This is a genomic window from Hymenobacter cellulosilyticus (genome assembly GCF_022919215.1).
Taxonomy (GTDB): Bacteria; Bacteroidota; Bacteroidia; order Cytophagales; family Hymenobacteraceae; genus Hymenobacter; species Hymenobacter cellulosilyticus.
In genome coordinates, this window is sequence record NZ_CP095046.1 from 4,930,110 (window position 1) to 4,951,795 (window position 21,686).

Annotated in this window: 21 protein-coding genes and 2 pseudogenes; 8 read left to right on the forward strand and 15 right to left on the reverse strand. The window is 58.7% G+C overall.

Annotated elements, in window-relative coordinates; translation table 11 throughout:
* Window positions 1-155: 155 nt before the first annotated feature.
* The 10 genes and pseudogenes from MUN79_RS24155 to murI form a co-directional block, all read right to left on the reverse strand.
* Complete coding sequence (locus tag MUN79_RS24155; protein WP_244675071.1) at window positions 156-1,130, reverse strand: hypothetical protein; 975 nt, start codon at window positions 1,128-1,130, stop codon at window positions 156-158.
* Between the two features lie 251 nt (window positions 1,131-1,381).
* Window positions 1,382-2,788, reverse strand: coding sequence for a CsgG/HfaB family protein (locus MUN79_RS24160; protein ID WP_244675072.1), 1,407 nt, complete (start codon window positions 2,786-2,788; stop codon window positions 1,382-1,384).
* A gap of 13 nt (window positions 2,789-2,801) precedes the next feature.
* The gene (locus MUN79_RS24165) at window positions 2,802-3,137 is read right to left on the reverse strand and encodes a curli assembly protein CsgF (RefSeq protein WP_311136798.1); all 336 of its coding nucleotides are present in this window, start codon (window positions 3,135-3,137) and stop codon (window positions 2,802-2,804) included.
* Window positions 3,098-3,241, reverse strand: a complete 144-nt coding sequence (locus MUN79_RS24170) for a curli assembly protein CsgF (protein ID WP_244675073.1) — start codon at window positions 3,239-3,241, stop codon at window positions 3,098-3,100. The genes MUN79_RS24165 and MUN79_RS24170 overlap by 40 nt, the downstream gene beginning before the upstream one ends.
* A 23-nt stretch (window positions 3,242-3,264) precedes the next feature.
* The gene (locus MUN79_RS24175; protein ID WP_244675074.1) at window positions 3,265-3,900 is read right to left on the reverse strand and encodes a CsgE family curli-type amyloid fiber assembly protein; all 636 of its coding nucleotides are present in this window, start codon (window positions 3,898-3,900) and stop codon (window positions 3,265-3,267) included.
* A 267-nt stretch (window positions 3,901-4,167) separates the two neighbouring features.
* Window positions 4,168-5,346 carry a glutathionylspermidine synthase family protein gene (locus MUN79_RS24180; RefSeq protein WP_244675075.1) on the reverse strand — a complete coding sequence of 393 codons (1,179 nt, stop codon included), beginning with the start codon at window positions 5,344-5,346 and terminating at the stop codon, window positions 4,168-4,170.
* Window positions 5,347-5,364: 18 nt separating this feature from the next.
* Complete coding sequence (locus MUN79_RS24185) at window positions 5,365-6,039, reverse strand: Cj0371 family chemotaxis-regulating polar lipoprotein (RefSeq protein ID WP_244675076.1); 675 nt, start codon at window positions 6,037-6,039, stop codon at window positions 5,365-5,367.
* 132 nt (window positions 6,040-6,171) lie between these two features.
* Window positions 6,172-6,836 (reverse strand): annotated as a pseudogene (locus MUN79_RS32090) (endonuclease V).
* A gap of 62 nt (window positions 6,837-6,898) precedes the next feature.
* Complete coding sequence (locus tag MUN79_RS24200) at window positions 6,899-7,546, reverse strand: hypothetical protein (RefSeq protein ID WP_244675079.1); 648 nt, start codon at window positions 7,544-7,546, stop codon at window positions 6,899-6,901.
* Between the two features lie 92 nt (window positions 7,547-7,638).
* A complete protein-coding gene (murI, locus tag MUN79_RS24205; protein WP_244675080.1) occupies window positions 7,639-8,475 on the reverse strand; it encodes a glutamate racemase in 837 nt (278 codons plus the stop codon).
* A gap of 120 nt (window positions 8,476-8,595) precedes the next feature.
* On the opposite strand from murI, the gene MUN79_RS24210 reads away from it, so the two are divergent.
* The gene (locus MUN79_RS24210; RefSeq protein ID WP_244675081.1) at window positions 8,596-8,829 is read left to right on the forward strand and encodes a hypothetical protein; all 234 of its coding nucleotides are present in this window, start codon (window positions 8,596-8,598) and stop codon (window positions 8,827-8,829) included.
* Between the two features lie 96 nt (window positions 8,830-8,925).
* Complete coding sequence (locus tag MUN79_RS24215) at window positions 8,926-10,842, forward strand: ABC-F family ATP-binding cassette domain-containing protein (protein WP_244675082.1); 1,917 nt, start codon at window positions 8,926-8,928, stop codon at window positions 10,840-10,842.
* 61 nt (window positions 10,843-10,903) lie between these two features.
* Here MUN79_RS24215 and MUN79_RS24220 read toward each other — a convergent pair whose 3' ends face one another.
* From MUN79_RS24220 to MUN79_RS24230, 3 genes are all read right to left on the reverse strand, one after another.
* Window positions 10,904-11,797 carry a hypothetical protein gene (locus MUN79_RS24220; RefSeq protein ID WP_244675083.1) on the reverse strand — a complete coding sequence of 298 codons (894 nt, stop codon included), beginning with the start codon at window positions 11,795-11,797 and terminating at the stop codon, window positions 10,904-10,906.
* Window positions 11,798-11,939: 142 nt separating this feature from the next.
* The gene (locus MUN79_RS24225; protein WP_244675084.1) at window positions 11,940-12,320 is read right to left on the reverse strand and encodes a DUF952 domain-containing protein; all 381 of its coding nucleotides are present in this window, start codon (window positions 12,318-12,320) and stop codon (window positions 11,940-11,942) included.
* A gap of 108 nt (window positions 12,321-12,428) precedes the next feature.
* Window positions 12,429-12,827 carry a hypothetical protein gene (locus MUN79_RS24230; protein WP_100336725.1) on the reverse strand — a complete coding sequence of 133 codons (399 nt, stop codon included), beginning with the start codon at window positions 12,825-12,827 and terminating at the stop codon, window positions 12,429-12,431.
* Between the two features lie 211 nt (window positions 12,828-13,038).
* Here MUN79_RS24230 and hppD point away from each other — a divergent pair, with 211 nt between their 5' ends.
* The 5 genes and pseudogenes from hppD to MUN79_RS24255 all read left to right on the forward strand — a co-directional run bounded on the left by hppD (window position 13,039) and on the right by MUN79_RS24255 (window position 18,782).
* Window positions 13,039-14,172 (forward strand): 4-hydroxyphenylpyruvate dioxygenase, encoded by a 1,134-nt coding sequence (hppD, locus tag MUN79_RS24235; protein ID WP_244675085.1) that lies wholly within the window; start codon window positions 13,039-13,041, stop codon window positions 14,170-14,172.
* A gap of 303 nt (window positions 14,173-14,475) precedes the next feature.
* Window positions 14,476-16,211, forward strand: a pseudogene (locus MUN79_RS24240) (phospho-sugar mutase).
* A 146-nt stretch (window positions 16,212-16,357) separates the two neighbouring features.
* Window positions 16,358-16,546: a hypothetical protein gene (locus tag MUN79_RS24245; protein WP_244675086.1), complete on the forward strand. Its 189-nt coding sequence runs from the start codon at window positions 16,358-16,360 to the stop codon at window positions 16,544-16,546.
* A 52-nt stretch (window positions 16,547-16,598) separates the two neighbouring features.
* Complete coding sequence (locus tag MUN79_RS24250) at window positions 16,599-17,540, forward strand: porin family protein (protein WP_244675087.1); 942 nt, start codon at window positions 16,599-16,601, stop codon at window positions 17,538-17,540.
* A 720-nt stretch (window positions 17,541-18,260) separates the two neighbouring features.
* Window positions 18,261-18,782, forward strand: a complete 522-nt coding sequence (locus tag MUN79_RS24255; protein ID WP_244675088.1) for a hypothetical protein — start codon at window positions 18,261-18,263, stop codon at window positions 18,780-18,782.
* A 320-nt stretch (window positions 18,783-19,102) separates the two neighbouring features.
* Here MUN79_RS24255 and MUN79_RS24260 read toward each other — a convergent pair whose 3' ends face one another.
* Both MUN79_RS24260 and MUN79_RS24265 read right to left on the reverse strand, forming a co-directional pair.
* Window positions 19,103-19,774 (reverse strand): hypothetical protein, encoded by a 672-nt coding sequence (locus tag MUN79_RS24260; RefSeq protein ID WP_244675089.1) that lies wholly within the window; start codon window positions 19,772-19,774, stop codon window positions 19,103-19,105.
* 23 nt (window positions 19,775-19,797) lie between these two features.
* Complete coding sequence (locus MUN79_RS24265; protein WP_244675090.1) at window positions 19,798-20,166, reverse strand: hypothetical protein; 369 nt, start codon at window positions 20,164-20,166, stop codon at window positions 19,798-19,800.
* 371 nt (window positions 20,167-20,537) lie between these two features.
* Here MUN79_RS24265 and MUN79_RS24270 point away from each other — a divergent pair, with 371 nt between their 5' ends.
* On the forward strand, window positions 20,538-21,683 hold the full coding sequence (locus MUN79_RS24270; protein ID WP_244675091.1) for a hypothetical protein: 1,146 nt from the start codon (window positions 20,538-20,540) through the stop codon (window positions 21,681-21,683).
* The last annotated feature ends 3 nt before the right edge of the window (window positions 21,684-21,686 follow it).

The window sequence follows — 21,686 nt, forward strand, 5'->3', positions numbered from 1 at the left end:
AACCAGGATACCGCTATAAAAATAAGGTTATTTTTTAGAAATAAAATACAAATAAGATATTTCTTCACTTCTAACGGCAAAGAGCATCTTGCTAGCAATTGCTGGGCAAGATGCTCTTTGCATCGGGGGTGGTAGCGACTAACGCGCCACCTCGTTTAGGGATGGTTTTGCCGAACGACGCTGGTGTTGTTATTGCCAACCTGGCTTACATCACTGGTGTTGTTGTTGGCACCTTGCCAGGTATCAGCCTGGTTGCCTACGCCGGTCTGGATCTGGCGAGCGTAGTGGCTGTCCCCGTCCTGGTCGATGTAAGCACGGTTGCCGACGCTGCCTATGCTGTTGCCCTGCGACTGAATAGCCGTGTTCAGGCTGCCTTCCTGCTCAATGGTAGCGCGCTGGTTATCGCCCCGCTGCGACTGGGTAGCAACGTTGGAGTTGCCCAGCTGATTAATAAGCGCGGTACTGTTGTAGCTGCCATCGAAATTAGAGCCCTGGGTCTGAGATGCCTGGTTGAAACTACCGTTCTGAATGGCGGTGGCCCGGTTGTTATTCCCCATCTGATCCTGCTCGCTGCGGTTGGAGTTGCCGGTTTGCTCAATAATAGCCCGGTTGTCGTTGGTACCGTAGCCGGAAGTTGCATCGTGCTGTACCTGGCGGGCGTAGTTGCCGTCGCCACCCGACTGGGTTACAAAGGCCTCGTTGTTGCTGCCACCCCGCTGCTCCTGATACGAGTAGCTCGTGCCGCCTAGCTGCGTAGCCGTAGCCCGGTTCTGCGAGCCAATCTGCAACTGAACGGCTTCGTTGGCATTGTCGGTTGGCACTCCGTCGCCCTGGGTAATAGCGGCCTGGTTGCCGGAGCCGAACTGCGACTGGGTTGCCTTATTATTATTGCCCCGCTGCGAAGTAGTGGCGGCATTCATCGTATTGCCGTAGCCTGCGGCCTCTCCCTGGGTCTGGGTCAGCTGGTTGCTGTTACCAACCTGCGTGCCCCCGGCACTGCTGTTGCTACCCGTTTGGGTAACGGTACCCATGTTGCTGTTGCCGGTCTGCGACAAAGACTGCGTGTTGTTTTGGGCGTGTGTTGCACCGGCAACCAATAAGGTTACGGTCAGAAAAGACAAAGTTTTCATGAGTGGGAATGTAATAAGGTTGAAGAAGGGGGTGTGCCGAAAGCACCTTACTGTATAATGCTTCCCTCCGGAGGAATAACACAAATATATATGGACATAATTACAAAACAAGTCTATGCAATAAATTTTGTTAAAATATTTATTGCTTAAATTATATAATATATTCCCTTTTTTACTGCACATGCGTCCTCGACCAGCACCCAGTGAGGGAAGCGGCACGTCAGAAACGTTTAGTTATAGTCTTGGGGCTGTTAGGGCTGGCGTAGGTTGGCGGCCCCGGACCGGCCCAGATAGAAGGTCAAGCCGATTTTGGCGCTCCAGTAAGAGTCGTTGTAGCTGCCAAGCTTGAGATGATCTAGGCGGTCGGTGAAATAGTAGTGATTGTCGAGGCCCACACTCAGGCCAAGCTGGTCAGAGGGCAGGAACTCCACTCCTACCCCACCCGTGACGTGCCCCAGCACGGCCCGTGGGTCGGTTGATTGGTTGCGGGAAGTAATACCGCCGCCGGCCAGCAGGTAGGGCGTAAACCGGTCGCGCGGAAACAGCCGGTAAATCCCGATCAGCTCGGCGTAATTAAAGGTTTCGCGGTAGAAGTCGCCGGCGGCCAGCTCGAAGCGGCCCAGGTTGAGCCCTGCCGACAATTTGGACCCCGGGGTTTTGGTATAGCGGATTGATAGTTCGCCGGCGGCCCGCATCTGGGGGTTGCTGAAATCACCGTTGTAGCGCACCGTGGCCGCGCTCAGGCCAATACCAACGGTGCCGCGCCGGTCACGCTGCACACGGCCCAGCACGTCGATATTCTGATTCTCGCTTTTCTCCTGCTGGTAAGCCAGCATACTCGGGCCGTTGCGGTCGGCTTCATTCTGCGGGCTCCAGAGCCGTTCCTGAATGCCCTCGTAGACCAGCGCTTCCACGGCTTTTTCAATGGCTTCCTTCACGGCCATTTCCGTGGGCTCATTATAGGTAAACCCGGTTTCGGTTTCGAGCAGGCGCTTGAAGTCGACGAAGCGGAACAGGCTGGCGTCTACCTGCTGGGAGAGAATCGTCTTGGAGGTGTACACGGTTTTAAGGATTTCACCGGTACTGGTACTGATGGCGCGCAGGTACACCGTTACGCGGTCTTGGCGGTACTGGCCCGAGGCCCCGGCGCCAAAGTAGCGCAGCCCCGCCCCGCCCGTAATGACGTTGGCATCATAGGAGATAATGCCGCCTTCCAGGATGATACCGGCAAACAGCAGGGACGGCAGATTGGGCTGGCGCTGCCCGGTTTGCTCTTGGTACTCGGCCCGGCTGGAGCGGATAATTTTGCGTTCATTGAGCAGGTTGCCCAGGTTTTCGCGCTCAATGGGGTTGAACCAGCGCGACTCTTCCAAGGCCCGCAGCAGAATGCTCGTGCCGCCCTGGGTAATGGCCGTAGAAAAGCTGGAGCCGTTTTGGGCGGGCTTGTACTGCCCGGTCTGGTCCCGAAACTTATACACGGCGGCCACAATGCGCTCCTTGGGCACGGGCAGCCGGCGCAACTCCTCACTGGCCCGGATGTCGGCGCCCAGGCGGGCTTTCTGTCCGGTCAGTGGTTGATGAAAATACGGCGCGCAACCGTTAATTCCTCCCAGCACCAACACCCCCAACAACGCACGACGACAAGCAGCGAACAGCATACTATTTGGCAGCTTAGAAGTACGGAATGGTAACGGTGGTCTGATTACCGGTATTGGAGTCGGTTATCTGAACCGAGAAGCCGCCGCTGGTCGGCACCACGTTAATGCGGTAGGCGCCCACGGAGTAGCTTCCCTCCTGCAGGCCCTGCCCGGCCGCGCCCAGCTGGTTGCCAATCAGGCGCTGGGCCAGCTGCCCCAGAATTTGCTGGTTCAGGTTTTGCTCGAACTGCTTGAGCGGGTCCTGCTGAAAAGGGTTGAGCGAAGTGGACGCAGCCGGGTCGGCAATGGTGTTCTGAGCCTGGGCGGCACTCAGCAGCCAGGAATAATTGAAGGTGTTGCCGCCCCGAATGCCGGGTTTTTGGGCTCATACACAAAGTCCTGCGCGGCGGCCGGACCGGAACCGGCCAGCAAGAGGAACAGCAGGAACAGACCGGAAAGTAGGAGTTGCTTCATACCAGCTAGCAAACAGGTGTGTATCAGAAAACTTCGGCGGGCTGCCGGTTGCCGTTCTGTTCCAGCAGGCGGCTGTCGTTGCGGGCCTGCAGCAGAAACTGGGTGGTGACTTCAAAGGCGTAGCTGGCCGTTTCCTCAATCACCTCGGGCTTGGGCTGCAGCGGCAGCTCCAGCAGCTCACTGTCATTCACTGTCACCGAAATCAGCGTGCTGGTGCCGCGGGCCGGCTTTTCCTGAATCAGGATGGTAAAGTCGCCGGCGTCAGCCGGGGCCTCCCAGATGCTGTAGAAGGCATCGTAGAAGTCGTGGCCCACTTTGGTAATGGTCTGGTCCATGACCAAGCCCTCAATTTCGGTGGGCCGGAAGCGCCGCCGCTGCGTGGCTACCTGGCTGCTGTCCTTCTTGGTGGCTTTGAGCAGCAGTTGCAGGGCTTCCTCCAGCTTTTTGGCTGGCAGGGGCGCAGCTTCGGCTTCCTTAGCCACTTTGGGTGCTGCCGGTGGCGAGGCCTGCTGGGCCTGAGCCGCCGAAGTAGCAACTACCATCAGCAGCCAGCAGCCCAGTCCCATCATCCAGGGGCGCCACCACAAGGCCAGCAGGGCCTGGGGCGGGGCCACCACAGGGGCAGTGACTTTCTTTGGGGTAGGTACACGGGTAGCCATAGCTCAATAGCTTTCGTTGAAAAAGAGAAAGAAAGAATAAGTAAGAGCTGCCGTTAAAGATTCGGCCGACTGCTTTGACGAATAAACTTAATTATTTAAAAGAATAATACAAGCTATAACACTCGTTTTTATTCAAATATTTAATGACACAGTTATAAAAAGCAGCAATTTTACAACAAAACCGCCCGCTAACCCTCCAATTGTCAATCAATTAGAAAAGCAGCGGGCAGTTTACTTGTAACTAGACTAAGGTGTAGTTGCTCGGCTTTATTCCAGCACGTGAGGCACAAACTCCGATAAGTTGGTGATGACGCCCGTTTCACGCCGGAAACTAACGGCGCAGGCCTCGCCGGCCCAGAACACCCCGGCCTGATACTGCCGCCCCTGAGCATCGCGTGGCAACTGGGCCCAGCGCTGCCGCACTTGAGGCTGCTGACCAAACTCGCCGGGCTGCTCCCGGCGCAGGCTGCCGCCGTCTATCTCGGCCACGTTTTGCCCCTCCCGCCCCAGCAAGGGCTTGCGCACGTAGTGCCCACTCAGGTCTTCAAAAGCGGCTTCCAGCAGCAGCGGGTGGTGCGGATACGCCTGCCAGAGCCAGGCCAGCAGCCCTTTGCTCTGAAATAGCAGGGAGTAGGCCGGATTAGCAATAATAACGTCCCGGCTCAGCAGCAGCTGGGTTAAGTCGGCGGTAAGCTCGGGCTCTTCCTCGGCCAGAATCTCCCAGGGCACGAGCTTAAACACAAAGCCAAACCGGACCCACTCCCCCGGCTCTACCTCGGCCCATACGCCCCGCTCCGCCCCAGTTACCGACACCTGCATGGCATCCACGGGGCACACGTGCACCTGGGGGAAGCCCGCGGCCCGGGCGGCTTCGGCCACCACAGCGCAGTTGGCCTCGTCCTCGGCACTATCCGGCAGATACACCAGCAGCAAAGCCGCGTCGAGGTCGGAGTTCAGGCTGTGCCACTCGCGAAGCTGGGCCTCCAGTCCTTCGAAAAGCCCGTTGGCCTGCCGGTCGTCCTCGTCCTGCCCGGCCGCTACCAGGCTGGCCCACTGCACCACGGCTGTTTCGGGAATACTCGTTGCTGTATCGGCGTTGAACTCAATAAGCTTGGGACCCTCGGGGGTGCTGGCCAGGTCGAACCGGCCGTAAAGGTGCCAGTGCCGGTCGTCGTTCCAGGAGTGGCGCACGGCGGCCCAAAGGTTGGGCGGAATAGCCAGCAGCCGCAGCAGGTCGTCGGGCACCGGGTCGGGAATGGCCCGCACCATCATATCATAGAGCGTGTCGGCGGCGGCCAGCAGGGCATCGGCTTCGGCCTCGGGCAGCAGCACGGCTTCCTGGGCCACGTAGTTTTCACATGCTTCTTCCACGGCCCACTCCCAGCCCAGGGCGCGCACGGCGGGCCCCACATTGCCAGGCAGCGGCACCAGCTGAATCGTCTTCATGGCAGTTGCTTGCGTAGGTTAACCACCAAAACTACCCCGCACGCCCCCGCGGCTGCCAAAGCCGCTGCTGCGACTGTAGCGCGGCCCGCTGCTGCTGCGCACCGCCGAGCGGTACACGGAGGTGCTGGGCCGAATGCCCGAGCTCCGGCCGGCCGTGTTGCTGCTGAAGCCGCGGCCAAAGAAGCCCCGGCCCTGATTGCGCTCCTGATCCACACGCTGCCGCCAGCTGCCATTGCCCTGCATAATACCCGGGTTGGCGTAATAGCCAGGATTGGGCGTCAAGAAGCGGCCCGCCATGTAGCCGATGCCGCTCCACATCAGTACGTCCATCATGCCCGTGCCACCCACGCGGTTTTCGGGGTACTGGCGGCTGTAATCCTGCATCTGCCGCTGCAGGGCGGCTCCCTGCAGGGTATCAACTTTACCGTCGTAGTGGCGCATAATAGCCGCTACTTCTTCCTTGCCGGCGGGCCGCTCAGCGGTAATTTTCCACTGGCCCGGCGAGGTTTCGGTCATTTCGGTGATGACGCCTTCCGAGTAGCTACCCTGGTTGCCGCTGCCCCACTCCTGCTGTTCGGTGCGGTTGGAGTCGGAGGAGCAGGCGGGCAGCACGCCCAGTCCCAGGCTGGTAGCGGCAGCGGCCAGCAGCACGTTGCGGCGCCAGTCGCCGAGGCGGTAATAATTCTTTTTCATAGCAGTGGGAGTTTGGGAGCGTTACGGCATTCGGCAAGGAATGGCCGCTACAGCCAGCAATATAAAAGTCCTGGGCCAGACTACGCAGGTTGCACCGCCGGTGGCCGGATGCCGTGGTTTTCAGTGAAGCACTTATTTAGCCAGCGCCGCCAGCAATGCTTGCCGGGCGTAAGCATCGGCCTGCCGGGTGGTTTCGGGCAGGCGGGCAGTGATGCTCAGGTCCAGCACCAACTGGGCAGCCGAGGCCAGGCCTACACGGTGCCCGGTGGAAACAAAGACCGGGTTGATTCCGGTCTGGGTCCGCAGCACCACGCCCAGCTGTTCTCCGGTTTGCTCGTCGGTGAGTGAGGAAAAGGCGCCCCGTTCGGCAGCCGGGCTTTCGTAGTGACCCGTCAGACGGGTTTTACCGCACCCAATCGTGGGTAAGTCCAGCTCCACGCCCAGGTGGCAGGCCAGGCCAAAGCGCCGGGGGTGGGCCCGGCCGTGCCCGTCACAAATAAGCACGTCGGGCGTCTGCTGCAGCTTGCGGTAAGCAGCCAAAAGCGGGGCATCTCCCGAAAGGAAAACAGGCCGGGCACGTAGGGAAACGCAACCGGCATGACGTGCGTGGCCACTTCCAGCACGGCCTTAGTATCGGCATCGAGCAGCACAATGGCCCCGGCAATCAAGTCGCTGTGCTTGTCGTACTCCACGTCGGCCCCTGCAATAAGGCGCACCGGGGCCGGGAAAGCATCCGTGGCAATAACGCGTTGGCGCAGCATCTCTTGCAGGGCTACGGCTTCAGACTCAGTCAGCATGAGAAAGTAGATTAAGTTAGGGCTCACCGCGGATGCTGCCAGTAGCACTAGCCTGTTGTCGACTATAGATAGGTCCGCATTTCTTCCAGATTGTACTGAATCCGCTTATCCTGCCCCAGCAGCTTCTCGAATTGACCAACAAGGGTTAGAGCGTAGGTTTTATCATACTTGGCCAGCACGGGCAGCAGCTGGCTGGCCTGATAGTAGCGTTGGTGTACCACGGCCAACTGCAGGGCCTGCTTGACGGCCGGGGCCAGCTCCGGAATGCTGCTGTTGAGCAACACGTGCTTCAGCTTGCTTTCGAAGTAGCACTCCCCGTACAGGGCCAGAACCTCGGCCAAGATGGCTACGATTTCTGCCTTATCATAGGCCGAGTACCGCCACGCCAGTGAAAGCGCCTCCGCAATGACATCGTACACGTTGTCTTCGCCCCACAACCGATGCGGCTCTAGCGCAGTCGTTTTGTCGATACGGGTTTCCAGCAGCTGCCGCAGGTAGTCAACCCCGTGCTTCACGCCCCAGGCCGCCAGGATAAGGCCACACTGGTAAGCCAGATACCGGTCAGTGCTGGTCAGCAGGCCCACCAAGGCGGGAATTCGCCCGGTTGGAACGGGTTCCAGTAGCTGCACCTCCTCCAAACCAACAATTTCGCCAGCTTCATCGGCGTACAACAGGGTGTAAACTTCTGGCGGGTAGTGGGCAGGATTCATATCCGGATCAGGAGTTGATGCTTTGGTTGACCATCGCCCTGGACCAGCAGTTTACTATAATATTCGGTTTAGAGAGTTGCTTTCCCGCTGCTTCACTCCCACAAGGGGTAATGCTCCAGGTGCACTTCCTGCCCGAAGAAAATCCGGGTACTTTCCTCAAACGAGCGGGTGAAGTCGGATACGTAGAACTGGTGCCGGGGCGGAGTTTTCTGGGCTTTGGCTGCCAGGCCGTTGGCTTCCAGATACTGCTTCACGTGGCTGGCTACCACATCGGAGGCATCGAGCACGGCCACGTCTCCTTTATAATAGGCTTTGATCTGGTCCTGAATCAGCGGATAATGGGTACAGGCCAGCACCAAGGCCTCAATGTCGTCGAGCACGGGCTGGGCCAGGTAGGAGCTGATAATATTCTCGCTGATGGTGTTGTTGAAAAAGCCTTCCTCCACCATGGGGGCCAGCAGCGGCGTGGCCAAGGACCGCAGCTCCACGCCTGCGTCGAGGTCGTCAATCTTTTTCTTGTACACGTTGGAATTGACGGTCTGCTTGGTGCCAATCAGGCCCACGGTCCGGTCGGCGTAGGTGGCGCCCACGTGGGCCACGATGGGGTCAATGACGTTGAGCACCCGGGCCTTGGAGCCCACGTACTCGCGCACCAGCTCGTAGGCCGCCGCCGAAGCCGAATTACAGGCAATCAGAATGACTTTACAGTGCTGCTTGAGCAGCAAGTCACAGATTTTGATGCTGTAGGCCTGAATAGCGGCCGTCGACTTGTCGCCGTAGGGCAGGTGGGCCGTGTCGCCGAAATACACGAGCTGCTCGTGGGGCAGGACGCGGTTGACGGCCCGGGCCACGGTGAGGCCGCCAATGCCGCTGTCGAACACGCCGATGGGGCGGGTGCTGAGGTCGGAAGAAGTGGAAGAAGGTGCCATACGGGGCGAAGGTAAGGCCTTTTTGACCAGGGGCTGGTAACGCGAAATAAATGCCGGCCAGTACAAATTATGTTGTCAAAATTATATCTTAGGGCACTCCGCACGCCCACCGTCCCACCCATGAGTAAAATACTGGAAGAAATTGACCGCGCCCTGGGCACCTTCGATTCCAGCCACGGTCGCCCCGTCGCTATTGAGCTCGGGGAGCGCAAATACACCCAACTGGTACTCGACGTAGCCGACCGCCACAGCGCCGGCGGCGAGCTGACCACCAACACGGGCCGCCCGCTAGCTTACAAAGGCCTGGAAATTCTGCGCGACGACCGAAACGTGGACCGGATTCGGGTTATCTAGCCTGCTCCCCAAACTTCAGGCCCTAAGTAACGGCACACTACCGGGTTATTTGAGCTGACGTCTGGCTTCCCGCGTTCAGTGCCGTACCTTTGCGGCATGAATCTGCTTTCCGGAGAAAACCTCTCAAAAAATTACGCGGACCGCTGGCTCTTCCGTGAGCTGGGCTTTGGTCTGAATCAAGGGCAGCGCGTGGCGCTGGTTGGTATCAACGGTACCGGCAAAACCACGTTGCTCAAAATCCTGGCCGGCCTGGAGCAGCCCGACACCGGCTCGGTGAGCGTGCGCAAGGGCATTCGGGTGGCCTTTCTAGGCCAGCAGCCGGTGTTCGACGAGAACATGACGGTGGAAGCCACCATCTTCGCCTCCCAGAACGACACGCTAGCCGCCATCCGCGACTATGAGCACGTCGTAAACGACCCCAATCACAAGCCCGACGACTTACAGCGGGTAATGGAGTTCATGGACTCGCTCAACGCCTGGGACTATGAAGCCCAGGTCAAGCAGATCTTGGGCCGCCTGGGCATTCTGGGCGAGCTGCTGGAACGCAAGGTGAGCATGCTCTCGGGCGGGCAGCGCAAGCGCGTGGCATTGGCCCGGGTGCTGATTGAGGAGCCCGAAGTGCTGATTCTCGACGAGCCCACCAACCATCTGGACCTCGACACCATCGAGTGGCTGGAAGGCCGCCTGGCCTCTCCTTCCCTGACGCTGCTGATGGTGACCCACGACCGGTACTTCCTGGACAAAGTCGCCAACGAAATCGTGGAGATGGACCAGGGCAAGGTGTACCGCTACCAGGGCAACTACTCCTATTTCGTAGAGAAAAAGGCCGAACGGGAGCAGATTGAAGTGGCCGAAGTGGAGAAAGCCCGCAACCTGCTGCGTAAGGAGCTCGACTGGATGCGCCGCCAGCCCCAGGCCCGCGGCACCAAGCAGAAAGCCCGCATCGACGCCTTCTACGAAACCCAGGAAAAGGCCAAGACCAAAATCAGCGGCCCCCAGATGGAACTGAGCGTGAAAACCACGCGCCAGGGCGGTAAAATCATTGAAGTAGAGCACCTGCACAAGCAGTTCGGCGACCATGTCGTGCTCGACGACTTCAGCTACGTGTTCAAGAAAAAGGACCGGATTGGCCTGATCGGGCCTAACGGGGCGGGCAAGTCGACGCTGCTGAACATGCTCACCGGCAAGCTGCAGCCCGACTCCGGCACCGTGGATGCTGGTCAGACGACGGTATTTGGGTACTACACCCAGACCGAGCTGGAGTTCGACGAAACCCAGCGCGTGATTGACATCGTGAAGGAAGTGGCCGAAGTGGTGGAAATGGCCAACGGCGAAGTCGTGACGGCCTCGCAGTTTTTGCAGCACTTCCAGTTTCCGCCGGCCCAGCAGTACACCATGGTCAGCAAGCTCAGCGGGGGTGAAAAGCGCCGTTTGCAACTCTTGCGCGTGCTTATCAAGAACCCCAACTTCCTGATTCTGGACGAGCCGACCAACGACCTGGACATCATCACGCTCAACATTCTGGAGGACTTCCTGCTGAATTTTGCCGGCTGCATCCTTATCGTCTCGCACGACCGGTACTTCATGGACGCCCTGGTGGAGCACGTATTCGTGCTGGAGCCCGGCGGCCAGATCCGGCAGTTCCCCGGCAACTACACCGACTACCGCGAGTGGCAGAAGGAGCACAACTCGGCCGAGTATGCTCGCGAAAAGGCCCAGACGGCCAAAGCCGCGGCCGGCGTAGCTCCAGTGGCGACTCCGGTAGCCGCTCCGGCTGCAGCGGCTGGCTCCGCGCCCAAGCGCAAGGCCACCTTTGCCGAGAAGAAAGAGTACGAAACCCTGGAAAAGGACATCGAAAAGCTCGAAGCCCGCAAGCAGGAGCTGATTGCAAAGCTCAACGCCGGCACCGGCTCCCATAAGGAGCTGGCCGACTGGGCCGCCGAGCTCAAGCAAGCCGACAAAGACCTCGACTCGAAGGGAGAACGGTGGCTGGAGCTGGCCGACTTCGTGTAGCGCCATCGCTCTTTTCCCAACAAAAAGCCCCGTCAGATTCCTGGCGGGGCTTTTTGTTGGGTTAATCCGTCGTAGCTGCAGCCTTAGGTGGGCTGGGCGCTTCCAAAACGGGTGGCGAGGGCCGTGACGCCACCACCGGAGTTGTGGGCGCGGGCCCGTATCCGACTTTCTTGCGTTCCTGGTCAAAGTCGAACAGTAACGTCCGCTCCCCAAGAGGCATGGCCACGCGCAGCTGAAGGGTCTGGTCGTACACTGGAAAAGTCACGTAGCCATGCACCAGTTCCCCGGACTTCAGGATGTGCTTGCGCAGGATCTTTACTTCCCAGTACTGTTTTTCCAGCACCGCTTGGTCGGCCTTTATGGCGTGGTCTATATGCTGTTGCTCGGCAAAGGCGGCGTCGCTGATTCGCCGTTCCTCGCGCCGCTGCAGCTCCTGCTGCTTTTCCTGTTCGGTGCCTTTCACCGGGGTCAGTTCCTCGGCCACGGTGGAAACCACACTCATCCAGTCCCAGATGCTGATACCGTTGGCTTTGCGGGCTTCTGCCTCCAGCTTCGCGCTCAGGACCTTAATACGGTACTCAGGGTCGACGGCATAAACCTGGGCCGGAACGTAGGGCACGTTGGCGTTCAGCTTTACGGCGTTTTGTTTCGCCGTTTTCCGGTCCAGCATAATGGGCATGTAGTAGAACGTGCCCGGATTCACGGCCACTTCGCGCAAGGAACCGTTGCGAATTTCGACTTCAAACATCAATTCCTTGTCGCGCACGTGGGAGTAGCACACCTGCACCTCCACGCTGTCGAAATTGGTGCTCAGCGACGGGCGGCCATCGGGCCACTCACTGTCGGGCTGCTGGGGTTTCACCGTCAGGTAATAGGACGGCCCGCAGCTGGTAAGTGCACCCAGGGCTAGCAGGGCAGCCACGGCCCCAGTGCGTAAAGAATACCGGCGGTTCATAGGCTAAAAGGAAATAGTGTATAGAGTCCTCAGAGCCCGGCCAGGGTCCCAAGGTGTCAGGTGCGGCGCTGGTATTGCTGGCAGGGCTGCTCCTGCCCGACCAAACATAAGCAGCCAGCCGGATATATAGGCATTGTACTAGTTACGATAACGCGGCGGGCAGCTCAAAATTGCCGCTTACCGTGGGCATCAACTCCCAGGCCCGGGTAATAACTGCCCGCGGAATACGCCCGAAGACGTGGGCAAAGGCTTCGCCCCGGGCTGCCACCCACTCCCGCTCTACCCGCACTCCGGCCGCCCGCAGCTGGTTTTCGTCAATCTGCAGCAGTACGATGTCCTGACGCCCGGCGTAGTAGCGTGCGGCCGTAGCCAGTACCTGCTCCTGGTCGGACGCGTGAATAAAGCCTTCCGCGGCTAAGTCGGCGCTGGCGAAAAAGCCGGTTTGCTGGGCCTGCTCCCAGTCGGCAGCTTCGGCCAGGCGGTAGATAAAAGCTGGCGGAAGAGTGGAAGGCGAATTGCTCATAAGGTGTAGCCCATAAACCAGCAAGGCTCCGGCTTCAGACTTTACGGGCTGGTAAAGCTTGATGCCGAAGCCTTGCACGCTCGGTAGCGCCTACCGAATAACGGTTGTTTAGGCCTTCCAGACCTCCTTGCGCACGTTTTTGCCAACCGACAAAATCAGGCGCGTGGGGTTGGGCACCAGCACGAGGCGGGCTTCCTTGCCGGGAAACTCGTCGGAGTCGACCCAGACGCCTTCCTTGTGGGAGGGCAGGTAGCCAGTGTCACCCTTAATGTCGTTGGGCAAATAGGCCGTGGGCAACAATACGTCGGTATCGGGGCAGAGCTGCTCGTGTACTTTTTCTAATACTTCCTCCAGGTACTGGCCGTACTGGTCATTGAAATCGTCTTCCAGATCGTGCAGTTCTTCTTCCACGTCGTCGTAGCGGGCGTCGTCGTAGGTCAGCTTGTGCAGCTCCTGCTTTTTTTCGATCAGCGCAACGAGGGCCTGGTTGAGTTCCTCCTTATTCATAGCTACGGGAAAAAAGTGTTAATGCGCAAAGGTGCGTAGGATTCTGCAATTGTACGCAGCAAAACCCGCAAACGCCATACCGACCTTTTGCCGAAGTACGAACTTTGGCTTCGGCGGACCACTCCGCGGGAAATAGGAACGAATTACGGCAAACCCGTATTTTTACCCAGACAACCCTGGTTTCCACCCGAATCCTTACTTTTATCCAGCCATGCAAACAATGACTTCGCCTGAGGTGCAGGCCCACCCCACCCACGATTTCCTGCCCCTGAAAGGCACTGACTACGTGGAGTTTTACGTTGGCAACGCCAAGCAGAGCGCCTACTACTACCAGGCGGCTTTTGGCTTCGAGCTGGTGGCCTACGCCGGCCCCGAAACCGGCCTGCGCGACCGGGCCAGCTACGTGCTGCAGCAGGGTAAAATCCGCTTTGTGCTCACTACTTCCCTGTTGCCCGATTCCGACATCACCCGCCACGTGGCCCAGCACGGCGACGGGGTGAAGGTAATGGCCCTGTGGGTGGACGACGCCCGCAAGTCGTGGGAGGAAACCACCAAGCGCGGCGCCCGCTCGGCCTTCGAGCCCCTTACCATTGAGGATGAGTTCGGCAGCGTCACGCTCTCGGGCATTTATACCTACGGCGAAACCGTGCACACCTTCGTGGAGCGCACCAACTACACCGGCGCCTTCATGCCGGGCTTCGTGGCCAAGAAAGGCCTCGTGCCCCAGCCCACGCAGGTGGGCCTGCTCCACGTCGACCACTGCGTCGGCAACGTGGGCTGGGGCGAAATGAACACCTGGGTGAAGTTCTACGAGGAAGTAATGGGCTTTAAGCTCCTGCTCACCTTCGACGACGAGGACATCAGCACCGAATACTCGGCTTTGATGAGCAAGGTGATGAGCAACGGCAACGGTTACGTGAAGTTCCCCATCAACGAGCCGGCCGAGGGCAAGAAAAAGTCCCAGATTGAGGAATACCTCGACTTCTACCACTCGCCCGGCGTGCAGCACATTGCCATTGCTACCAAGGACATCCGGGCCACCGTGGCCGAGCTGCGCCGCCGCGGTGTGGAGTTCCTCAGCGTGCCGGCCTCCTACTACGAAGACCTGGTGGAGCGTATCGGCAGCATCGACGAGGAAATTGATTCGCTAAAAGAGCTGAACCTGCTCGTGGACCGCGACGAGGAAGGCTACCTGCTTCAGATTTTCACCAAGCCCGTGGAGGACCGCCCCACGGTGTTCTTCGAAATCATTCAGCGCAAAGGCGCCAAGAGCTTCGGCAAAGGCAACTTCAAAGCCCTGTTTGAAAGCATCGAGCGGGAGCAAGCTTTGCGCGGCAACTTGTAGGTCTTTGTCTCTTGTCCTTGCGAGGAACGAAGCAATCCGTCCTCTGCGAAGTGACCAATGCTCTTTACCCAAAAAGCCCTTTATTCCAGCCGGAGTAAAGGGCTTTTCACATAAGGCCGCTCAGCACATTTCAGAGGACGGATTGCTTCGTCATTCTTCCTCGCAATGACCGACACAAAGGCTTTGTGGGTAAATGGGGTTGTCACTAGCAAGCTCGCAAGGACACGGGCCTGGCAAGGACATAAAAAAAACCTCTTTTCTTTACGCTCGTTCTGTTACCCGCACAACTTATCCTTCCCATTCATGGCCCTGACCTCCGACATCCAAGCCAAAATCAATACCTGGCTGACCGGCAACTACGACTCCGACACCAAAGCCAATATCCAGCAGCTGCTCGACTCGGGCGACGAGGAAACGCTCAACGACGCGTTTTACCGCGACCTGGAATTCGGCACCGGGGGCCTGCGCGGCATCATGGGCAACGGCTCTAACCGCATGAACCGCTACACCCTGGGCATGGCTACCCAGGGCTTGTGCAACTACCTGCTTAAGTCGTTCCCGAACCAGGAAATCAAGGTGGCCCTGGCCCACGACTCGCGCAACAACAGCCGGGAGTTTGCCCGCATTGCGGCCAATATCTTCTCGGCCAACGGTATTCATGCCTTCCTGTTCAGTGACTTGCGCCCCACGCCCGAGCTGTCGTTTGCCATCCGCCACCTGGGCTGCCAGAGCGGCTGCGTCATTACGGCCTCGCACAACCCTAAGGAATACAACGGCTACAAAGTGTACTGGCAGGACGGCTCCCAGGTGGTAGCTCCCCACGACAAGAACATCATCCAGGAAGTCAATGCCATTCAGAGCCCCGACCAGGTGAAGTTCCAGGGCGACGAGTCCCGTATTCACTGGCTGGGCGAAGAGCTTGACGCCGCGTATTTGGAGCAGGTGAAGGCCTTGAGCATCAACCCCGCCGCCATTCAGCGCCAGCACGACCTGAAAATCGTGTACACGCCCCTGCACGGTACCGGCATTACGCTCGTGCCCAAGGCCCTGGCCCAGTTGGGCTTTACCAACGTGAGCATCGTGGAAGCCCAGGCCACGCCCGACGGCAACTTCCCCACGGTTCAGTCGCCGAACCCGGAGGAGAAAGTAGCCATGCAAATGGCCCTCGACCAAGCCAAAGCCCAGGACGCCGACCTGGTTATTGCCACCGACCCCGACGCGGACCGCGTGGGTATTGCCGTGAAAAACAACCAGGGCGAGTGGCTGCTGGTCAACGGCAACCAAACGGCCGCTTTGCTGACCCACTACCTGCTCTCGGCCCGCAAGCAAGCCGGCAAGATGCAGCCCAACGACTTCATCGTCTACACTATCGTAACCAGCGACGTGCTCGGCGACGTGGCCCAGGCCCACGGCGTGAAGGCCTACCAGACCCTGACCGGCTTCAAGTACATTGCCGGCATCATCCGCGACTTGGAGGGTAAGGAAAACTACATCGGCGGCGGCGAGGAAAGCTACGGCTACATGATTGGCTCCTTCGTGCGCGACAAAGACGCCGTATCGGCCTGCGCCCTGATAGCCGAAATGGCCGCCGTGGCCAAAGACAAAGGCCAGACCCTGTACCAGGCCATGGTGGAAATGTACGCTACCTACGGCATGTACAAGGAAGACCTGATTTCGCTGACAAAGAAAGGCCAGCGCGGGGCCGAGGAAATCCAGGAAATGATGGCCGGCCTGCGCGCTAACCCGCCCCAGACCATTGCCGGCTCGCCCGTAGTAGAGCTGCGCGACTACAAAACCGGCGTTATCCGGAATCTGCAAACCGGCGAAGAGCGCGCAACAGGCCTGGAAAGCTCCAACGTGCTCCAGTTCATCCTAGCCGACGGCAGCAAGATTTCGGCCCGCCCTCGGGCACCGAGCCCAAAATCAAGTTCTACTTCAGCGTGAAGCACCCCCTGCAGTCGGCCGTGGACTTCGACCAAGTAAACCAGAAGCTGACCGACTACATCAACCTCATTATTGAGGACATGCAGCTCAAGTAAGCGGCCCTTTTCGCTATAGCTCCAATAAAAAGCCCGGCTGATGAAGCCGGGCTTTTTATTGGAGTGTGCATTGTATTCCTACTGTATCTTGCGGGCAGTTCGCAGTGATATTTATCCTGATTTTATCGATTTCTCAGTCCTTCCATATGAAAGTAGCTGTAGCTGCCTTGGTGTTCGTCCTGGGTTTGGGGGCCACCCGCGCCTTTGCCCAGGCCCCTCTTCCGGATTATGTAGTAACGACGGCCGGCGACACGCTACGGGGTATTATCCAGCTTCCGGGAATAAGCTTGCCACCATTCGCTTGTACCGGCCCGGCGCGGCAGCAACTACCCTGACGGCCGCCGAAGTAGCCAGCTATGGTGACACGGCCGGCCCATCGGGGTTAGTATGCGCGTGGGGGCGGCCGGGGAGTCCTCGCAGCTTATGGGCCTGCTGGTGCGGGGCTACGTCAGCCTGTACACCCGACCCAATGCCGAGGGGAATAATACGTATTTCCTGCAGCCGGCTAGCGCGGCTTACGTTGTGGAGGTGCCCGCTGCCACGGCCCGCCTCACGCTCCTGCGGGAACTAACCGACTGCCCCACTCTGGACTTTTCCACTACTGCCATTGAGCGCCGCTACCCCTACTCTCACGCGGGTATGACGAGCCTGATTATGGCTTATAATGCCTGCCGGGAGCCCCAACGCGCCAGTAAAGTGGTCAAGTCCACGGGTATGCGGACTTCTATTGGCCTTAAAGCCGGGGGCAACGTATCCGACTTCAAATTGGACCCGGCCGTTCGCGCGGGCAAGCGCAGCCAAGCTACGGGTTACCAGGCCGGCCTCTTTTTACACGTTGCCACCAAGAGTCGTTTTTCGGCCCAGGTAGAGGCGGTTTATGTGGCATTGCGCAGCCGTTACGGCGCTACTGATTTCTACAACGGCTACGCGACGTACACCACTACCCGCCAACTGGATATTCACTATGCCCAGCTTCAGGTTCCGGTCTTTTTCCGCTATACGGCCGGTTACCACGCCTTGCGCCCCTACCTGAATGCCGGGGCCAGCTACGGCCTCAACCTGGCTAACCGCTCCACGGATAGGTATCAGAACTCCAACCAGCCTACCCCGGATACCCAGAAGCTCCTTCCGCCCGGTTCCAGCACTATCGGCCTGGCAGCCGGGGCCGGGATGTTGCTCTACTATCCCGCCTTACCGGTGCTGAGCCTGGAACTGCGCTACGACCAGTCGCTCGTCTCGCTCGGGGACCAAATAAGCGGCCAGTCCAATCCAGCCAGACCCTGCGCCTGGACCTTGGCGTGGCCTTTTAGGAGTTCTACTTCAGCATGAGGCACCCGTTGCAGTCGGCCGTGGACTTCGACCAGGTCAACCAGAAGCTCACCGACTACATCAACCTCATCATCGAGGACATGCAGCTCAAGTAAGCCAGCTCGATTCCGTAGCTTGCATAGCCCGGTCTACTCATTAGACCGGGCTGTTTTTGTATCTGCATGGCTGTTCGCCCCGCTGTTCTCACCATTCACCGTACGCGCAAATGGCAATTCTCCGGTCAGCTCTGGCTGGCCTGGCTGCTGGTACCAGTTGCCATCAGTCAGTTCGTGGCGCATCAGCCAATTGCGGGCGTTTTATGGCTGCTGGCCGCTTATCTGCTGGCACCCTATACTTCCGGAGTTCGTTTCGACTTCGTAAAAAGCCGGCACCAGTTTTACGATTCACTAGGCGGGATTCGGTTTGGCTTGTGGCAAATATTACCGCCCATTGAGCGGGTAGTGCTGAAGAATCACTCCGCTATTCACACTTCCAGCCCCGGGCAGAGCAGTGGCATTCTACCACAACTCGCACCAAGTTCTACGTGCTACTGCTGTCGGTGCGTGATTCTCAGCAAGGAATTATCGTCAAAGAATACTCATTGGCCGACCACGAAGAGGCACTCCAGATTGGTGTCTTGCTGGCCGAAGCGCTACACGTAAGCTTCGTGGATTATTCAGCAGCGTAATTGTAAACCTACCGCCCTTCAAGCTGTCCGGACTCTTTACTGCCTACCACTTCATGAATTCAGTCCCGCGCTTCGAAACTACTGTTGCCCCGCCTGATTCCTCCCAAACCTATGTAGCGCTCATCTTGGCGGCTTTGGGCCTGCTATGCTGCCGCATGGGCGGCTTGGCCAGTGCGGCCCATATACTCTTTCTTCTTATGGGCAGTGTATTGGTGCTGGTTGGCCTTGGTCTGGGGCTCAGCTCCTTCCACTTTGTCCTTGACAAAACGGGTAATCGTTACCGCAGCTGCCCTACCCTCCTGGGTTTCAACTTGGGCGACTGGCAGCCCTTACCCTCCCTTTCTGGTATTACGGTAAAGTACTTTTCTGAATACCCAATTGCCGGTAGGCGCCGCTGGCAGACCAACAACCCGCAGGAACACTACATTGTGATGCTCTCCTCCAAGGCCGCTAACCGGCGCGGCATTGTCGTCGGCAAGTTCCCGTACCGGCAGAAGTCGCAGGCCACTGATCTAGCGGCTCAGCTGGCTGCCTACCTCGCCCTGCCCGTCACCCTCTACGACGCCCCCGAGTAAGCCGCCTACTCCACCGTTAACCAGCGCAGAGGCAGCGGGAACGAGCTAAGACAGGGCGGAAATGATCTTAGGAACGGCGGAAACGACCTTCTAAGCAGCGGAAACGACTCTCTAAGCTCCGGCAACCATCTTCTAAGCGGTGGCAACGAGCCTCTAAGCGGCGGAAACCATCTTCTAAACAGCGGCAATGATGTACTAAGGACCGGTGACGAGGTTCTAAGCGGCGGCAACGGATGCCAAACGTCAGCGGGGCCCGCCACCTAAATGGTCGGGCCCCGCTGGGGTCAATAGCTCAGAAAAGCAGCGTGGCTGGGGCAGGGTTAGAACACGAAGTTGAACGAGGCCTGGCCCAGGATGCCGCGCAGGTCGCGGCTGTGGTCGTAGAGGGGCACGAAGTAGCTGGCCTTGGTATCGAGCAGAATGTGGCGGGTCTTAATCAGCTCGATGCCCAGGCCCAGGTTCAGGTTGGGGATAAACTCGTTCTGCTCGTCGTTGTTGCGGTTCAGGATGAAGCCGCCCACCTGGTAGCTGGTGTAGAGGTTGAGGAATTTACGCCGGCCCCGGCCGAAGTTGCGGGGGTAGAAATCCTGCCCGAAGTTGATGACGAACAGCTCATTGACGAACTCGGGCTCGGCCGTTTTCACCACCGGCTTGTATACGCCTAGGTTGAAGTAGCTCTTGCCGCGGGTAAACATGTACTTGATGGCGTAGCCCTGGTAGGCGCGGCTGGTCAGGCCGGGCTTGGGGTTGTCGAGGCGCAGGTAGCTGTACTCCACGCCGGGCATGTTCACGAAGCTCACCTTGCGGTTGCCGGTCGGGAAGCTCACCTCGTCGTAGAGGCGCAGGGTCACGTAGGCCTGCCCGGCATGGCTCCGAATGGCCTGCTGCCGCTGGCGCAGGCGGGTCAGGCTGCTGGTGTGGCGTTCCTGCTCGGCTTCCAGGCGCTGCCGCTCGGTTTCACTCAGCCGGGCCGACTGCAGCTCTTTCTCCACCCGGGCCAACTGAGCGGTTTCGGTTACTTCTTCGGCCCCAGGTCTTGCAGGCGGGACGTCAGGTTCTGGGCGTTCAGGTTGTTTTCCAGCACGTAGCCCATGCCCGTCGCCAACGAGTCGAGGCTGCCCAGGGCCCGGGTCGGCAGGGCAAATTCAGCCGTGAGCTGGTCGGGGGTTTCCTCCTGCTTCTGCACCCACACGGCCCGCGCCCCGATGAAGGCCTTCAGACTGGTGCGGGCCTCGGCAAACTTGGTGACGCCCACGGTCAGGCGCTTCTGAGTTTCGAACAGCTCCTGGTCGTGGCCCGACTGAGCCAGAGCGGGCAGCATAATGCCGCTCAGCAGCAGGGTAGCAAGCCAGCGGCGGACGGAAAGGAAAGGCAGGGAGTACATGGCGTTTGTCGGCTAAATGCGCTCTACCAATCAGCGGTAGACGGGGGCAAGTTGGACGACATCGGCCAATAGCTATATACTTTGCGCCGGCAAAAAGACGACTTTTCGGACTTTGCAGACAAAAGCTTCATGAATATATACTTCTAAAAACAAACACTTTAACCCTATTTCGTTAGACCTCACAAAACTATAAACGACCAGCAGTAAGCACGTAATAAGCTAATAGCAGCAGGCCTCGTCCCTTAGTCAGCAACAAAACTGGATTTACTTTTCGGCTCTTGTTCGATTCCGTACTTTGCGCACTTATTCACTTGCTAAGGTTTGTTCGGCTGCTATTCAGGTCGGTTTTATTCTAGCTTTTTTTACTTCCGTTGAAGCACTTCTATACTACGGCCCTGCTCCTGGGTCTGGCAGTGGCTACCCAGGCTCAGGGGCTGCCCGGCTACGTTCTTACCCTTAGCGGCGACTCGCTGCGTGGTACCCTCATCGAAACCGACCACCGGCAGATTGCCTTATACCGCCCTACCGACTCTCTGCCCACTACGTTTCGGGCCGCCCAGGTGCGGGGCTACAGAGTGGGGCAACGCCCGGCGCTCCTGAGCCGCGTGGTGCGGCTGGCCAGCGGCGCCGACTCGGTGCGCTTTACATTTCCCCTTCGCACCGGCACCGTTGGCCTGTATTCGTCCTCGGGCAATGACCTGCTGCTGCGCCCTGCCGCCCAGGACACGCTTTTTGAGCTGACACCCCAGAACTGGCACCTGTTGTTTCACCGCTACCTGTCCAGGTGCGCCGGCTTGCAGCAAACCTCCGACCAGGAGCTAAGCAAGCCCTTTTACCAGGCCGAAATACAGCGGCAGATTGAAGTCTATAACCAGTGTGCTTCTTCGTCGCAACCTGAGCGGGCGGTGAAAGGGCCGGCCTACGGATGGCTCACCTATTACGGCCTCGTGGGCGGCCCTACCCTAACGGTACTTCACTTCAGTTCCAGGAGTATGCAACCCGACCGCTCCATTCCGGATGTGGGCTACATGCTGGGGGTGGAAGCAGTGAAAGTGAGCCCCGGCGGAACGCAAGTCAGCGGGCAGCTGAGCTTAAGCCAGTCGGTGTCGCACACTGGCCCCTACATCACCTACCCCCAGCCCGTCCTTACTACCGAAGCAATTGACTACCGCTTCCGCCGCTTGACGCCTATTCTTACGGTAGGCCGCCGGTTTCTCCAAACTCATTCCGTGAGTCCATTCGTAGCGCTGGGCATTGCCACCAGTGTGCTCTTCGACCAAGAATCCCTGGTGACTACCCAAGTAGCGTCCAAGGCAGCAGTAACGGAGAAGTTCGTTGGGGAGTCTACCATTGACCCGTTTGTGGATGTTACGGCGGGCATCTGGGTTAAGTCATTTAGCACCACGGCTTGGCGCCTGTCGGCTCAATACCATTGGCGGTACGTGCATAGCACAATTGCGGTGCCCTATATCAGCATTTTGACTTTACAAGCTGGTTTTTTCTTCGGGTCCAGGTAATAC